This window comes from Labrys sp. ALF-8 (assembly GCF_059699065.1).
Genome location: NZ_AP048537.1, coordinates 852,992 through 869,338, shown reverse-complemented (window position 1 = coordinate 869,338; position 16,347 = coordinate 852,992). Strand labels below are relative to the sequence as shown.

Genomic DNA, 16,347 nt, shown 5'->3' with positions numbered 1-16,347 from the left:
AACCGACAACCTCGGCGTTGGTGCTGTCAGGTGCTGCTTCGGTTGGATAGGCAATGGAATTCGGCGTGGTGGCCAGGGACCTGCGACCCTCGCGATCATCGCTGTTCGAAGGGTAGAAGGTACGGGTATATGTGCGGCATTGTCGGTATTCTCGGGAAAGAGGCGATTGCACTCCCACTGGTGGATGCGTTGCGGCGGCTCGAATATCGCGGCTATGATTCCGCCGGCATCGCCACGCTCGAAGGCGGGGCCATCGCCCGCCGCCGCGCCGAGGGCAAGCTGCGCAACCTGGAGAACGTGCTCGATCGAAATCGGCTTGCGGGCTCGATCGGCATCGGGCACACGCGCTGGGCCACCCATGGCAGGCCGACGGAGGGCAACGCCCATCCGCACGCCACCGACAAGGTGGCGGTGGTGCACAACGGCATCATCGAGAACTTCCGCGAGCTGCGCGAGGAACTGATCGCCGAGGGCGCGCGCTTCCAGAGCGAGACGGATACCGAAGTGGTCGCCCATCTCGTCACCCGTGAGTTCAATCGCGACAAGAAGCCGATCGAGGCGGTGCACGCCTGCCTGCGGCGCCTGCGCGGTGCCTTTTCGCTCGGCTTCCTGTTCTCGGGCGAGGAGGACCTGCTCGTCGGCGCCCGGCTGGGCTCGCCCCTGGCCATCGGCTATGGCGAGGGAGAGATGTTCCTGGGCTCGGACGCCATCGCGCTCGCCCCCTTCACCAGCACGATCGCCTATCTCGAGGATGGCGACAGCGTCGCCCTGACCCGCGGTTCGGCCACCATCTACGACGCCGACTTCAGGCGCGTGCACCGCACGATCCAGAAGTCGCAGGCCTCCGCCACCCTGGTCGACAAAGGCAACCACCGCCACTTCATGGCCAAGGAGATCCATGAGCAGCCGGAGGTCGTCTCGCACACGCTGACCTCCTTCATCGACATGGTGGGGGAAACCGTCCGCCTGCCGGAGAACCTGCCCTTCGACTGGCAGGACCTCGACCGCCTCACCATTTCGGCCTGCGGCACGGCCTCCTTCGCCGGCATGATTGCCAAATACTGGTTCGAGCGCTATGCCCGCCTTCCGGTCGAGGTCGACATCGCCTCCGAGTTCCGCTACCGCGAGGCGCCGCTGGACAAGGGGGGACTGTCGATCTTCGTCTCGCAGTCGGGCGAGACCGCCGACACGCTGGCGGCGTTGCGCTACTGCAAGGAGCAGGGCCAGCACACGCTGGCGGTGGTCAACGTGCCGACCTCGACCATCGCCCGCGAGGCCGGCATGGTGGTGCGCACGCTGGCGGGCCCGGAGATCGGCGTGGCCTCGACCAAGGCCTTCACCTGCCAGCTCGCGGCGCTGGCGGGGCTTGCCGTCAGCGCGGGCAAGGCGCGCGGCACGCTGTCGGCGGCCCAGGAGAGCGAACTGGTGCACGCCCTCATCGAGGCGCCGCGCCTGATGGCCGAGGCGCTGCGGCTGGAGCACGAGATCGAGAGCTTCTCGCGCGATCTCGCCAAGGTCCGGGACGTGCTCTATCTCGGCCGCGGCACCAGCTATCCGCTGGCCCTCGAAGGGGCACTCAAGCTCAAGGAGATCAGCTACATCCATGCGGAGGGCTACGCGGCGGGCGAGCTCAAGCACGGACCCATCGCGCTGATCGACGAGACCATGCCGGTGGTGGTGATCGCCCCCTTCGACGCCCTCTTCGAGAAGACGGTGTCGAACATGCAGGAAGTAGCCGCGCGGGGCGGGCGCATCATCCTGATCACCGACCAGAAGGGCGCCGAGGCGGCCGCCATGGCCACGCTCAAGACCATCGTCATGCCCGAAATGCCGGCCGTGCTGACCCCGATCGTCTACTCGATCCCCATCCAGCTCCTGGCCTACCACACCGCCGTCATCATCGGCACCGACGTCGACCAGCCCCGCAACCTCGCAAAGAGCGTCACCGTGGAATAGGGCAGTACCTCCCGCGCAACATTCATGTCACCGCTGGTTCATCGAAGAGGCTCGCTTCGAAAAATGAATCCGATCACAAGATCAAGAATGGACGTCTCCGGGCCGCCTCCAGGCGGACACTGCCGGCAGGCGCAGTGCGACCTGGAAGAGCCTCCTCCGGCGCCGCCTTGCTGCGCGCGCCGGCCGATATCGGCCGCCATCGCCGTGAAAGGCTTCGATCGATGACATCGTCGTCTGCTCATTGGGAACAGGCCTGGGACAGTTATTTCATCATCCTGCGCCGCGCATTGCAGGAACTGGCGGTCAGCAACGTCAAGACGCGCCGGCAACTCTACGAGCGCGCCGAGAAAGCCCAAAGGGAGCTGTTCGACGAAGGCGATCAGGCACCCGATCCCGACGAAATCGACTATCACCATCGTCTGTTCCGAACCACCGTCAGGCTTCTGGAAAACGATATCAGGGCCGACGTCGATATCTTCGACGAGTCATATGTCCCCGAGGGGCTCAGGGAAACCGCCCGCAAGCTGGCGCAGGCTCGCGCCATCCGCCTTTCCAGGAAGGAAGCGGCCCTTGCCCGGGAGGCTCAAGGGCTTGCCGGGCAAGGGCGTGATCTCCTGGCCCGCGCCTCGCCTGCGGAACTGGAGCTGATCGCGCATCTGCACAACGGCCTGCGGCTTGCCGACCCGACGCGGGAAACCGGTCGGAAGGGAGCGAGCGCTCCTTCCGCCATCGGCGTCGTGCGAGCGCTTCTCATCGTGCAATTCCAGCTGATCGCCTCCGAGAGCCGGTTTGCAGTCATATGGCTGCTGATCCAGCCGGCCGTCCTGCTGACGCTGATCTCTCTCATCTATTTCATTCTTCAGACACAGTTCATCATGAACATGGATGTGCCCACGTTTGCGCTCCTGGGAAGCACGACGTGGATCATGTGTCGGCAGGTTATCTTTCGTATAAGTACGGCGCTCGTCTACAACAGGATATTCATCAATATCCCCTCGGTGCGACCGATACATGTCGTCCTTACGCAGGCAATTCTTTACCTGCTGATATTTTCGGTCGTATTCGTCGTGCTTCTCACGTGCGGCAGGGCCGTGAATATGACGAGCCTGCCGAGCAACCTATTCGGCGTAGCCGTTTATATTCTCGCCATGTGGCTCTATGCGCTGGGATTGGGATTGGTTTTCGGCGGAATCGCCGTCTACTGGCCGTTTTTCCTGCGGCTGGCTTCCGTTATCGAGCGGGCGCTTCAGCTATTTTCGTCTGTTTTTTTCGTTACGGAGCAGCTTCCGGAAGAATACAAGCCGTGGATTCTCTGGTGTCCGACTGCCCATGGAATGCAGTTGCTTCGGTCCGCTTACTTTCCTGGCTACACTTCTTCGGACGCCAGCGTTCCATACTTCTGGCTCTGCCTCATCGTGGTTCTAGGAGCAGGATTCCTGGCAGAGCGAAACGCCCGACCTCAAATTCAACCCTTGTAAGCCGCATGATCGCTCTCGAGAATGTGTTCGATACACCCCTGATAGGGGGCATGCAGTATCCACTCGCACTGGATGTGAACCTGGCCATTCCGCCTGGGCGCTATGCCCTTGTTTCTCGCGACCCGCTGGCGCGCAAGCCGGCGATCGACCTGCTGGCCGGCCTGCGTCCTCCTGCTGCCGGCCGCGTCTGGAGACTCGGTGCCTGTTCGTGGCCGGTAGGGCGCGCAGGCTTCATAAGGGGAAAACTGACTGGGCGACAGATTGTGGCGCTGATCGCCAGAATATATTCTCTAGACTACAAATTCTGTCTGTACATCGTTGAAGAAATGATGACTCTTCCCGAATTTATGGATGAGTTCATAGAACATTGGATTGTAACTGCGAGACAGGAATTTGGATACATTATTACCCTTCTCCCGCAGTTCGATATATACGTGATAGATGGAACGCTACCGTATCGGAAGGACCGTTTTAACCTGTTATGGCGTGCCCTGTTTGAAGAGCGCATATCGGGCCGAACCCTTATTCTTTCGACCGTGAGAGTCTCCGAGGCGAACGAGTTCTGCGATGCCGCGCTCGTTCTCAATCGGGGCAAGATCGAAATAGAGAGCCAACTTGACGAAATCCTCAGAGAATTCCCTCTCCGTCCCGCCTTCGACGACTCCGGACGAGGTTCAGTCGACAGCCCTGTCGACGACCAGCTCTCCGAGCCGTGAGATTGCCCCGGACGACAGTGCCGCCTTCCTGCGCTACCAGTATCAGGCCAGGCGCAGGCGCAAGCGCCTTTCCGCGCTTGTGCTCACGCTGGCCTTTCTGCCCTTCGTCGTGACGGCCATCTTCGTCTTCTTCCTTGCCACGCCTCTCTATGTGTCGGAGTCGCGCTTCGCCATCCGTGGTGGCGACACCCAGCCTACGACGGCGATCGGCAGCCTGATCTCGCCTGGCTCATCCGGCCTGGCCGCCACGGGTTTTGTCGACGGCTATGCGGTCCGGGACTTCCTGCAGTCTCGCGAAGCGATGGAGAAGCTTGAGCAGAAGATCGACCTTTCCGGCATGCTTTCCCGGCATGGGGGGGATTTCCTGGTTCGCGTTCCGCCCAATCCCAGCAGGGATCGCCTGTACCAGGCCTATCAGTCGCTCATCACGGTTCGCTACAACATGATCGAGCAGATCGTGGTGGTGGACGTGCAGGCCTTTACGCCGGACGATGCCGTTCAGATCTCCAAGGCGCTGATCGAGCTGTCGGATGAATTCGCCAACGGCATGAATCGCCGGGCGCTTGCCGACGCGCTGAAGGTCGCCCAGGAAGAGGTGACGCGTGGTGAACAGCGTGCAAGCGAGGCGCGGTTGGCGATAGCAAACTGGCGCAACCAGAATGCCAACGTGGATCCGACCGGCGATGTAACGATGCTGACGGGGCTGGTCGGGCAACTGGAGGCCCAATTGGCCTCGGCACAGACCGATCTGGCCCAGATCAATGCGATGCGCGACCCCAACAATCCGCGGCGCAAGGGAGCAGAGCAACTGGTGACGAGCCTGCGCAAGGAGATCGAGGATACGCGCAAGCGCTTGGGCGGAGGCGCGGACGCCGTGGCCAGACAACTTACCAGCTATGAGAGCCTGAAGATTGAGCAGGACTTTGCCGATTCGAACCTTGCATCCGCCCGCCAGTCCCTCAACCAGGCGCGAGTCGCGATCATGAGCCAGCAGCGATATGTCTCGCTGATCGCGCAGCCGCTGGTGGACAGTGTGCCGGCCTATCCCAGCAAGCTGGCTTCGCTCGGCGGCGCGCTGCTGATTGGCCTTGCGCTGGCGTTTCTCGGCTCGGTGATAGGAGGCCTGGCGAGAAATGCCTTCTTCCGATAGCGCCTGCGAACGCCGATCCGCCCGTATTCCGAACGTCTTCGTGTCCAGATCCGAAAGGGGTTGAGAGTGATGAACATACTCGTCTTGGGCTCCTGCCGTGTCCACCGGCCAATGGAAGAGATCGCTGCGACGGGGCGATGCGGTTACCAGGATGGCGGTTCGCGGGCCTATCTGCATTCCGTCAGCGAGGCCGTGCAACGCCTGCTCTGGATCCGCGGTGAATGCCACGTACCCGATGAGATGGCCCAGTATGTCTTTTCGACGGTGACCACGCCGCGGCTCGCTGCAAATGCCGCGAAGGAGCTGTGCAAGTGTGACTTTCTCCTGGTCGAGGTTGCCTCGGAGAAGGAACTCGTATGCCAGGGCCTATATCTCCAGTTGAACTACCTGCACCGCCATCTTCTCAGCCCTCTCGGCGATGGCGGCAGGACCTGGTGGAGAGAACTCGTCACCAAGGGGAGCGCATCACCGGCAACCGTCGACGGCCTTGTGACGTCCGAGCAATTCGCGGAGGCCGGCTTCGGCAAGGCGGATGCTGCGATTTTGCGCGACACGCGGTGCCAGACGGCCGATAAGGCGGCGCTGCACGAGGATCTTGCCCAGCTGAAGCGGCTTTGGGGCAAGCCCATGGCGATCGTGACGCATGTCGGCCTGCCGCTTCAGGACGGCAGGATCCTGAAAAGCCGCGAAGCCTTCATCCTCCGCGTCAAGGAGACGGCGCAGGAACTCGACATTCCCGCCTTCGAACCGAGCGGGCTGATCCAACAGGTCGGGCGCACGCGGGCGCTCGAACGACGGGGCGCGGACCTGGACCACTACGATCCCGGCTTTGAGCAGATCTACGGCTGGTACCTGCTCAATCGCATCATCAAACCCAATGCAGCCTCGCCCGCGGGCATGGCGGCCTGACAGACCGCCCATGACGCTGCATTGAACAAGGAAGGACAAGAGTCATATGCGTTTCATTATTACCGGCACGGCTGGCTTCATCGGCTTTCATCTGGCTCGACGCCTCATAGCCGACGGGCATTTCGTTGCCGGCGTGGACGGCATGACGTCCTACTATGACGTCACGCTGAAGCGTGCCAGGCACGCTCTGCTCGGCAGGACGAACGCCTTCCGCGAACACATTTTCATGTTGGAGGACTTCGAGTCCCTTCAGCGGGTCGCCGCGGAGGAAGAGCCGGATGTAATCATCCATCTGGCCGCCCAGGCCGGCGTCCGCTACAGCCTGGAGAACCCCCGGGCCTATGTCGACGCCAACCTGGTGGGGACTTTCAATGTCATGGAAGTCGCCAGGACCCTGGAAGTTGGTCATTTCCTCCTTGCCTCGACCAGTTCCGTCTATGGCGCCAACGTGCATATGCCGTTTCGGGAAGTCGAACGCACCGACCACCCTCTCACGCTCTATGCCGCAACCAAGAAGGCCACGGAGGATATGGCGCATTCCTATGCGCATCTCTGGAAGATCCCCACGACGGCGTTTCGTTTCTTCACGGTCTATGGCCCGTGGGGCCGGCCGGACATGGCGCTCTTCAAATTCGTGAAGGCCACGCTCGCGGGCGAGCCGATCGATGTCTATGGGCAGGGCAAGATGCAGCGGGATTTCACCTATGTCGACGACCTGGTGGAGTCCATCGTCCGGCTGGTGAAATGCGCGCCGGTGGAGGGGCAGCCGGTGAGCGAGATAGACTCGCTCTCTCCCGCTGCTCCCTATCGTGTCGTCAATATCGGCGGCGGCCAGCCGGTCGGTCTGCTCGACTATGTCGACGCGGTCGAGAAGTGCCTCGGCATGCCGGTCAAGAAACGCTTCCTCGACATGCAGAAGGGTGATGTCCCGGCCACTTTCGCTTGCGCGGACCTTCTCGAGCAACTGGTCGCCTACAAGCCCACGACGCCGATCGATGTCGGAGTGAGGAACTTCGTCGACTGGTACCGTTCCTACTATCAGGTCTAGCGATCCGAAGGTTTCTCCAAGGCCGCCGTCCCACGACGGGAGTGCAGATCTCCTTTGGGATCCGGGCCTGACACATCGAGATCCGATGCCTGCTTTCCCGTCATGTCGGGGAGGCAGGGGGTGGGTCGGAATTCAATATGAAGAGGCGGGCTGTCATGACTGTAACAACTCCGGCCGAGGCGCACACACGAGCCAGCGTGGCGCTCTACAAGCTCGAGCGCTTTGCCGAGGCGGCCGAGGAGGCGCGCGCGGCCTTGAAGCTTGAGCCAATGGACAGCGTGGCTTTGCGCTACCTCGCACGAAGCACTCTCGGTACCGGTGATATCGAGGCAACAGTCTCGGCACTGACGGAGTTGCTTTCTTCATCGGCGCCGGATGCCGCGACGGGAATACGGGCGCTCCTGCGCAGCGGCGAAGTCCTCGCCGCCGCCCGCGTGCTGCTCGTCGATCCAGCGCGGATTGCCGATTGCGACCCTGAACTTCTCCAACGGATCGGGGTGCTGCTTCGCCATATGGCGTCCCGCAAGCAGCTGGACGGCGAGCAGAGGATTGCGGCCTTCGACGCGGCTCTTGCGCTCGATCCAGACAACACGGTTCTGAGGATTGATCTCTGCCGCCTGTTGCTCGCCAGCGACGACGTGCCCTCGCTCGCAGCGCATCTGTCGCATCTCGCCGAGCCGCCGAGCCGCCAGGCGGCCGCCGGCGCGCTGCTGCGAGACATCGTCATTCGAGGCAAGAAGTGTTTTCGCGAGGAGCAACTGGAGCAAGCCCACGACTGGGTTCGCCTTGCACTTCTCCTCGATGCATCGGAGTCCATGCAGGACCTGTCTGACCGGATCCGGACACGCCGGCTTTCCCATGTGCGCAGGTCGCTGGTCAACAGAAGCGCCGACGGGCTCGAACAGACGACGGGTCTCTTCGCTGACTACCCGGACGACGCGGGGGCCCGAAGCCTTCATGCGCGCGCCTTGATCGCGGGCAGATTCTATGCCGCCGCCGTAGCCCTGCTCAGGTCCGCGGCCCAGAAGGGCAATGCGACGGCCGACGATTATGTTCAGCTCGCCCGCGCATGTCGGGCGAGCCACGATCTGGAAGGAGCAATCGGCGCATGCTTCGACGCGCTGGCACTGCACCATGAGGAAACGACGGCACTGGCTCTGCTGAGCCAGCTCTTGCCGAACCGTCAATAGCTTCGCGGGGGAGGGGACCGCCCGCGCTCCTGCAGTCGAGCGCAGATCCACGAAAGGACGACTCATGACACGGAACCGAATTGGCTTAAGGGTCGCATGCGCGGCCCTGCTGTTCCATGCATCCGGCGCCTTCGGTCGGGATGCGCCACGGACGTCGGAAGTTGCCGACGGGATCGTGCGTGCCCAGATATTCAACGGGCGAATGGCGAACCCGGCGGCCTTACCCAATGTCGGCTTCGTATGGGGGGCGGTCGCCCCGCTGAAGTCGCGCACGATCATCGACAGTTTCTACTATCCCAATCAACGGGACCTCGATCGGACCCACACGGCTGAATGGTTCCAGAAGAACCATCCTAGCTGGATGACCTATGAGTGTGATCGGAAGACACCCTCCTACGGCTATATCTATTCCTGGGGCGCCTACGCGCCGCTGGATACGAGCAACTCCGAGGTCCGTCAGTATCTGCTGAAGACCTATATCGAGCCCGCGCTGGCTCGTGGCTATCGAGCCATCGCCTTCGACAATGTGGCCGTGGTGAACACCGACAAGCGCTGCGGGGTGTGGCGCGACGGTCAATGGGTCCAGCAGTTCTCCGGCAAAGCCCGGGATGCGGCCTATGCTCAACAGAAGCTCGACTATATTCGATGGCTGGCAAATGAAATTCATAGCCGCGGCGGCCTTATCGCTCTGAACGCGAAGATAGATCCTCTCCAGCGCGACGAGACGCGGGCACTCATCGAAATCGCGGATATCTGGGTCGACGAAGGCGGTTTCAGCGATAGTTGTCGGCGCAAGGTTGTGGACGATGCTTGGAAATTCAAACGGAACCTGATCGAAGAAAGGGGCGACAAGGCCTATGTCTCGATCAACTACACTTGTGCATCCTTCTCCTCCTTTCCCGACAACGACGAATTGTCGTGGATCATAGCCAGCTTTCTGGTGAACCGGACCGATCAGAGCTACCTGGCCGTCTTACCCCAGAAGGAAACCGGAAAGTGGGTCGAAAATCCGCGCCTCGATCCCCCGGTCGGGAAACCGGTAGAGGCTGCACAGGCGGCCGGCACACTCCTGTCGCGTTCGTTCGAGCGTGGGTACGCGGCCGTCAATATCTCGTCGCGGGAGCCCGTAACGGTTGATGCGCCCCCGGGAACCTGGCGCGATCTCTCCGGGCAGCCTGTAAGCGGCCAGCTTACGCTCAAGCCCCGCTCCGGGCTGGTACTGCTGAAGAGCGGCAGTCGATAGCCCTGCCGCCGACGGCGTCGGGCACAGGAAAATCACAGGTAGGGACAATGAATAACCTTGACCGAAATGCCTTCGGCATCGCTAAGGACGGTAACCACACCGGTTCCACCGATTCCGCGGTCGGGCTTTCTCTTGTCCGTGAGAGACTTGGGCGGTGTCTCGGTCTGCGGCGGTCTGTCCGTTTCCTCGCCGGATGCCTTCGCTGCGCTGAAGGCGAGGAGGCATGTCAGCAGAGAAGCCAGGCGACGACACGCAATGGAGCGGCTCCTGGTCATCAAGCCCACGACCGTCGAACGATATGGATCTCAATAGTCGCCGCCGGCTTTCCCGCTCGGGCAACAACAAGGCCGTCCTGGCTGGGAGCAGTTTCAACGGCAATGTCGCGTACCATCCGATCTTCCATTTTGTTGATTTGAGCGGCCGCACCGCGGAGGCACGGCCTCCAGTAGTTGCAATGATGGCAATGTGTTTGAAATCGGAATTTTACAGAAACATTTCCCGGGTGGAGAAGCATTTGTGCAATCATAGTGTTCAATATATTCAAGCTCAAGGGAAACAAGACGATTCTCTGGATTTTTTCAACACAATATATCCAATTCGATCTTGGACCGATTCCAATATATGAAGAATTTTCTTACGTTTCGACTTACGAATGGGAATGACTCGTGCCGTATTTCGATTTTAAGAAATCCCCGTCGCATGTATAAATTATGTGTCACAATATTGTGACTGTTTATTGTTCATCTTTATGTCATTTAAGACATAGATAAACAATATTTTTAATAAGTTAATAAATATGAATTTACGGATTAGGATATTTTACTTTATCAGTAATATTAAGATGTTTATTATGGCGATATATTTGTTTTTAATTGTTGCGTTAAATGAAAATATTACTTCATTTTTTAAAATGTTAAATCGCAGGTTTCGATGAGTTATATCCAGTATTCCAGAAATTAAAGCGAGAGAGCATTCTCGCCTCGTTCAGCTTGACGTTCAAATCGACCCGCATCCTTTCGTTCGTGGCAGCCGCGGCCAGTACCTCGATCGTCATGGCGTTCGAGCCGGGACTACTGATGTCGCAGGGTGCCGCCCGCTCGCGCGCTCTCTTGCATGCTGGCCTTGGCTGCCGCTTTGCGCCCCACTGTTTGCATTCACCGGATCCACCATGGCTCGAATGCGTGACGATCGATTGCCCCATGCCTTGACGACGTCCCGCAAGGCATCGCTGCGGCCCAGGGAGCGGCTCGCCACCGCGAAGCCATAGGCGGAGGCCTCCTCTTCCGGGGCCCAGTCGAGTGCCGTGGCGAACCAGCGCAATGCCGTAACGTCCTGCTTGAGCGCATGCGCGTACCAGCCGAATTGCTGCGCGGACGAGACATCGCGCCCCGTGGCCACGGCGGTTGCCATACGGGTCAGCACGTCGGGTGCCAAGACGGGAGGCGGCCTGACGCCGAGGAGCTCCGACACTGCCGCCAGATAGGCCTTGCGCGTCTGCTCGTCGGTGTTCTGCCAGGGAGCCAGCACGGCCTCTGCGTCCGCCGGGCGCTCAAGTGCAAGGAGTGCCGATGCTAGACCTCCTGCAGACAGGACTGAGGCCTGCCGGTCATAGGAGAGGCGATACCAGTGTTCCGCCTGCCGGGCATCATCGCGGTCGAGGAAATATTGCCCCAGCAGCAAGGGATCGGAAACCGAGGTGGCGGCGTCCGCCATCTGCTGCAGCAGTCGGATGTCATTGGGGGCAACAGCAATTTCCCGATTGGCGGATGCGGCAGCCACGCTGTTGCGGGCAAGTCCCTCTCGGATGGCTCGAAACTCGTCGCCATCGGTTCCCCCGTTTCCGAGCACCAGAAGAGAATCCAATTCGGAGCGCGTGAGTGATTCCACGGCTTTCTGCATGGTGGCAAGTCGAATGCCGGGATCGGTGCATTTCGTGAGGATGTAGCGATAGACGTCCTGGGTTCTGTCGCGGCGTTGCGTCTGTCGGAAAGCCTCCGCCAGCCGCCAGAGGATCTCCGCGTCGCCGCAGGTCAGCAGGCCCGGTGCCGCCGCCGCGAGGGTTACCACCGTTTCGTATTGTCCGCCGTTCGAGGCTTCGATGATCCGTTTGCGTACATAGGCACTTGTCGTCCCCGCGTCTGCGACGGGCGGCGGGACGGGAGTTGGTGCAGCGCTCGATGGTACGGCGGGTAGCGGAAGTACTGCTGAATCGGAGGGGGGCGCCGGCTGGCCGCCTGGCATGATGGGATCGGCCAGTTGCGGGCGACTGGAGCCGGGCGTGGCTGGCTGCATGGACGTCGGGGCCAGCGGAAGGATCGCCGAATCCGGAGGGAAGGCTGATCCGCCGGTGGCCGCCGCCGGCTGGATCGATGATGGCCCGGGCGTATCCGAGATCGGCCCCGATGCCGGCGCCAGTGGAAGCACCGTCGAATCCGCCCGGGGAGCCGGTATGGCGAGTCCGTTCGAGGGCTTATCCGCCAAGTTGGGGATGGCCGCCGGCGCCGGACTGGGAGCCAGCGGAAGGACCGCCGAGTCCGAGGGCAGCGGCGTCGCCGCCGCTCCAATCCGTAACGCGTCGGGGGAGGCTGGGAGGGGCGTGACAGGGACGATTGAAGAATCCTGCGAAGGCGGGGAGGGCTTGTCGGCTGCGTGGCTGGGCGACATCGAGAGGAGCAGAACCGCGGCGATGCTGAAGGGGATGCGCGGTGTCTTCATGATCATCTCCCCGCTGGCCATCCGCCAGTTCAATGGTTTCGATTTCAATTGATGTCACCAAGTGTGGCGAAGGCCGGCCAACCCGCGAACGGCATAGTTGTTGCCCGTCGCATGCCGCTGTAGCGCGAAGGCAAGGTCGGCCTCGCCATAAACGCTCCATGAGGCATTCCAGCCATAGTAGCCGCCGATGCCGATCTCGCCCCACAGCTTCTGGTTCTGCTGTGCAAGGGGCGTCGTACCCACATCAACTCTTGTGCCGCTCAAGAAGGCATAGTCGAGGCTGGCGGTGCCGTAGACGAGCAGGCTTCGCGTTCGGCCGCCGCTGTCCTGCCAACCGCCGAGCCTTTCCAGTCGCAGTCCCGCTTCACCGTAGAGGTTATCCCCGCGATCCAGCCGGATTGACGAGCCATAGATGTCCATGAAGCGGTCGAAATGCACATCGGTGTAGACAAGTCGGGCCCGCGGCACGAGGACCCAGCCACCTGCCAGGGTGAAGCGCTTGCCTATCTCGAGGCTTGCTGCCGCGGACCACCCTTCATTGTTGCCGTGGCGCTTGTTGCTGAGATCGCTGTCGAACCAAGTGAACTGACCGACTAGATCGGCATAGACGCCATTATTGCCGAGCCAGGTCGCATCCGCGCCAATGCCGTAACCGGTTGTAACGAGCCTGCCGCTGCGGGCACTTCCCGTTACCGGATCGCGCGTCAGATCGACAATGGCCTTCGAGGTGCCGATGGTCGCGTAGACGCCAAGCCTGGCAAGCCCGTCGCCGTTCTCAAAGGCGGTTCCTTCATAGCCAGCCTGCATGAAGCCCAGCCATTGCCGATACGGACTGCCCTGTTTGGGATCGTAGGCGGCATATTGACCGCCCATGCGGCCCCAGGCGCCGGCACCCTGCAGGATCGGTTCACCCGATGGCGACAGGCCTTGCTCGCGTCCTGTTCCGCACTCGATCGGCCAGCTTTCTTCTCCTTGTCGGCGGATCGCCGCAGAGAGGCATTCCGGTGAGACACGGTTGCTGTTGCGTTGCTGAAACGCAGGCATGATGGCGCGGGCGAAGTTGCCGAGCGTATCCGGATAGGCCACTGCCGTCTGGGCCGAGGCGTTCAGGCCAACCGAGCGTAGATACCAATCCTGGCTGCCGGCATCTTCGCCGACGCCACCATGAAAAAGGTTGTACTCATAGGCACCTGCGGCAACGACAGACGCCAGCGAAAAGGCGTCCGAAGCAGTCGTAGCGCCATTGATGGTGTCGATGACAAGAATGCCGTTGCCAGTGGTGATCGCACCCGGACCGCCGACATTCCTGATTGCCAAGCCGGAATGGCCGGTAGCCGTTCCTCCATCGATAACCAGCAGGTCCGAGGCGGAGCCATCCGCGCCCAGATAGGTATTGAGCACCACGATGCTGGAACTGCCACCGACATAGGAGCCGACACTGAGCGTATTGCCGACGCCGGTACCAGCCACCAGCGCGATATTGTTGTTCACGAGCGTGCCGTTGACGATGAACGACCCCTTGGCATCGCCACCGAACGCGCTGATGGCGTCTGCGACGGCGATGGTCCCGTCGTTGTTCACCGTCCCGGTGACGCTGCCGTAGCCGCCGAGAGTCGCCCCCCGCGCAACGTCTATGTCACCGCCGCCGCTCAAGGCTGCGTCCGCATGAGCGGCATCACCGACAGCCAGCGTACCCGATGCCACAATGGTGCCGCCGCTATAGGTATTATCGGCGGTCGTGATCAGAACGCCCCTGCCTTCGCTGACCAGACCGCCGCTGCCGCTGAGGGGACTCGAGGCCGTAATCCGGAAGCCCGCATTGTCGATGGTCAGGGTCCCTGCCTGGATATCGAGCTGCGTCCCGGTGAAACCAGATATGAATGCGGCATTGTCTGCAAGGGCCGTCAGCGTGCCCATGTCGAAATTGGCCTGGGCGTTTCCGCTTCCCCCCGTCAGGGCCAGGGTCTGCAACTCTCCCAGGCTCGTCAAGTTGAGCGTGCCGGAACTGCCCGATTGTGCCGCGAGGATCGTGCCGCCGCTCGCGATCACCACGCCCGCGTTGGTGATGTTGAGCGAGCCGGTGCCTTGATTGCCGACGATGATGGCGCCGCCGGCCGTCCACGTCGAGCCCGCGCCCGAGACCTGCACTGAACCGACGCCGCTCGCCCCATCTCCGAGTGTGCTGCCTGCACTCCTGAGGGTGGCGCCCTGGACTATGTCCACCGTACCGCTTCCGGCACCACCGATCACCATTGTCCCCGTGTCAGTCCAGATCGAACCGGTTCCGCTGATCGTGACCGAACCGCTCCCGCCGGCAACGCTTCCGATCACGCCGCCCGCGCTGTCCACCGTTCCCGCACCGGCGATGGCAAGGTTGCCTGAGCCGGCCTGTCCCACCACGATCGAGCCATCGGAGGTGAGGGACGAGCCTTCGCCGGTCACCGTCACCGAGCCATCGCCACCAGCGCCGACACCCAGGGTGACACCTTCGGTCGCGACTGCCTTGCCGCCGCTTTCGATCGTCAGGGTCCCGGTGGCATCGCCGCCGATATTCAGGTTTGCCGTGGTGAGCGTCGAGCCCGCCTCGCTCACGACGGCGGAGCCGCCGCCATGATCGGCGATGGTGATTTCGCTGTCTGCGCCGACGGTGCCGCCATTGGTGACGAGGAGGCTGCCGGTCCCCTCACTCCCGATCACCAGGGCTCCGCCGCTATGAAATTGCGAGCCGTTGCCGTCCACTGTCAGGACGCCATTTCCAAGGGCGCCGCCCACGGTGACGCCCTCCGCCACGTCCACCTGCCCCCCCGTTTCCACGGTAAGAGAACCGGTTCCCGCTACGCCGACTGCCATCTGGCCCTGCACGGAAAGCGTCGAGCCGCTGCCCCTGACCGTTACGCTTCCGGAGGAATCGGCGGCCGTGGCGATATTCAGCGCGCCGTCGATCGTCGCCGTTCCCCCGGCGCTGACACCAACCTGTCCCGAGGCACCGCTATCGTTGCCGACCGTGAGGTCGCCGCCTATTGTCCATGTGGACCCTTCGCCGGCGACGCTGACCACACCGATGGCGCCGGCGCCATTGGCGACGACGCCATCGGCGCCGATGATGACCGTGCCGCCGTTATCGATGGTCAGAGAGCCGGCGCCAAGGTCTCCGACTAGAATGGACGTCGTGATCGAGAGGGAGGAGCCGGCGCCGTCGACGGTGACATTGCCGGTGGAAGTCGCCTGTGCCCCGGCGGTCAGAACACCACCGACCTCGACCGTAGCCCCGCTCTTTACGACCAATGCGCCCGTGCCGCCGCTGCCGACGGAGAGACCGGCCTGAGCATCAAGGTCTGAATCGGCACCGGCAACGGTCACCGTTCCGTTCGAACCCGCTCCATTTCCGATCGTGCCGATCTGCGACAGAGAGAGCGTGCTTCCATTCTGGATCGTGAGCGTACCAGTCCCGTTGTCGCCGACCAGGAGGGATGACAAGTCAATGGGAAGAGCCGCCCCCGTTACGCCAAGGACGGTGCCATTTGGCTGGATGGTGTCGATGGAGACGGTTGCACCGGCCGTCGGCACGGTCCCGGTTGTCCAATTGGACGAAGTGGCCCAATCGGTGTCGGTGGCGCCTGTCCACGACTGAGCCTGCGCAGGTACAGAGACGAGAGTGCCGAGTAAAGCAATCGCAACCAAGGCTGCTAGCGGAGAATGATCCAAACGTCGCACACGTCCCCCGTAGCACCTCGTAGCTCGATTCCGCGCCAATCGGCTGCCAGCCTGATCTTAATACGAAAGTGGTACCAGAATTTCCAGCGGGATTGCACCGTTGCCGACACCTGATTCTCCCTTTCTACACTTCGCTTACGGGCCGTGCCCCTGGGAAGAGGGCGGTATCTGTGCCGCCAGGCTGGGAGTTGCCGCGCATTTCGAGGGAAGCTCTCGTCTCGATGAATC

Annotated in this window: 12 protein-coding genes; 10 read left to right on the top strand and 2 right to left on the bottom strand. The window is 61.9% G+C overall.

The features are described 5' to 3' along the window. Window positions 1-129: 129 nt before the first annotated feature. The 9 genes from glmS to AC6H34_RS03935 all read left to right on the top strand — a co-directional run bounded on the left by glmS (window position 130) and on the right by AC6H34_RS03935 (window position 10,315). A complete protein-coding gene (gene glmS / locus AC6H34_RS03975; protein WP_497537971.1) occupies window positions 130-1,956 on the top strand; it encodes a glutamine--fructose-6-phosphate transaminase (isomerizing) in 1,827 nt (608 codons plus the stop codon). Between the two features lie 167 nt (window positions 1,957-2,123). Next, on the top strand, window positions 2,124-3,434 hold the full coding sequence (locus AC6H34_RS03970) for an ABC transporter permease (protein ID WP_497537970.1): 1,311 nt from the start codon (window positions 2,124-2,126) through the stop codon (window positions 3,432-3,434). A gap of 5 nt (window positions 3,435-3,439) precedes the next feature. After that, window positions 3,440-4,150 carry a P-loop NTPase family protein gene (locus AC6H34_RS03965; RefSeq protein ID WP_497537969.1) on the top strand — a complete coding sequence of 237 codons (711 nt, stop codon included), beginning with the start codon at window positions 3,440-3,442 and terminating at the stop codon, window positions 4,148-4,150. Beyond that, window positions 4,050-5,300, top strand: a complete 1,251-nt coding sequence (locus tag AC6H34_RS03960; RefSeq protein WP_497537968.1) for a KpsE/RkpR family capsule polysaccharide export protein — start codon at window positions 4,050-4,052, stop codon at window positions 5,298-5,300. The genes AC6H34_RS03965 and AC6H34_RS03960 overlap by 101 nt, the downstream gene beginning before the upstream one ends. Before the next feature lie 69 nt (window positions 5,301-5,369). Continuing rightward, the gene (locus tag AC6H34_RS03955; RefSeq protein ID WP_497537967.1) at window positions 5,370-6,209 is read left to right on the top strand and encodes a hypothetical protein; all 840 of its coding nucleotides are present in this window, start codon (window positions 5,370-5,372) and stop codon (window positions 6,207-6,209) included. A 46-nt stretch (window positions 6,210-6,255) separates the two neighbouring features. Further along, window positions 6,256-7,257 (top strand): NAD-dependent epimerase/dehydratase family protein, encoded by a 1,002-nt coding sequence (locus AC6H34_RS03950; RefSeq protein ID WP_497537966.1) that lies wholly within the window; start codon window positions 6,256-6,258, stop codon window positions 7,255-7,257. A gap of 155 nt (window positions 7,258-7,412) precedes the next feature. Further along, window positions 7,413-8,447 (top strand): tetratricopeptide repeat protein, encoded by a 1,035-nt coding sequence (locus AC6H34_RS03945; protein ID WP_497537965.1) that lies wholly within the window; start codon window positions 7,413-7,415, stop codon window positions 8,445-8,447. A gap of 175 nt (window positions 8,448-8,622) precedes the next feature. Continuing rightward, a complete protein-coding gene (locus AC6H34_RS03940; protein WP_497537964.1) occupies window positions 8,623-9,690 on the top strand; it encodes an endo alpha-1,4 polygalactosaminidase in 1,068 nt (355 codons plus the stop codon). Window positions 9,691-9,913: 223 nt separating this feature from the next. Further along, complete coding sequence (locus tag AC6H34_RS03935) at window positions 9,914-10,315, top strand: hypothetical protein (protein WP_497537963.1); 402 nt, start codon at window positions 9,914-9,916, stop codon at window positions 10,313-10,315. A 425-nt stretch (window positions 10,316-10,740) separates the two neighbouring features. Here the strand turns inward: AC6H34_RS03935 and AC6H34_RS03930 are convergent, their stop codons facing one another. Continuing rightward, window positions 10,741-11,982: a hypothetical protein gene (locus AC6H34_RS03930; RefSeq protein ID WP_497537962.1), complete on the bottom strand. Its 1,242-nt coding sequence runs from the start codon at window positions 11,980-11,982 to the stop codon at window positions 10,741-10,743. Between AC6H34_RS03930 and AC6H34_RS03925 the strand changes: the two genes are divergently transcribed. Next, complete coding sequence (locus AC6H34_RS03925) at window positions 11,981-12,457, top strand: hypothetical protein (RefSeq protein ID WP_497537961.1); 477 nt, start codon at window positions 11,981-11,983, stop codon at window positions 12,455-12,457. The genes AC6H34_RS03930 and AC6H34_RS03925 overlap by 2 nt on opposite strands. A gap of 2 nt (window positions 12,458-12,459) precedes the next feature. Here AC6H34_RS03925 and AC6H34_RS03920 read toward each other — a convergent pair whose 3' ends face one another. Further along, the gene (locus AC6H34_RS03920; protein WP_497537960.1) at window positions 12,460-15,972 is read right to left on the bottom strand and encodes an autotransporter outer membrane beta-barrel domain-containing protein; all 3,513 of its coding nucleotides are present in this window, start codon (window positions 15,970-15,972) and stop codon (window positions 12,460-12,462) included. Between the last annotated feature and the right edge of the window lie 375 nt (window positions 15,973-16,347).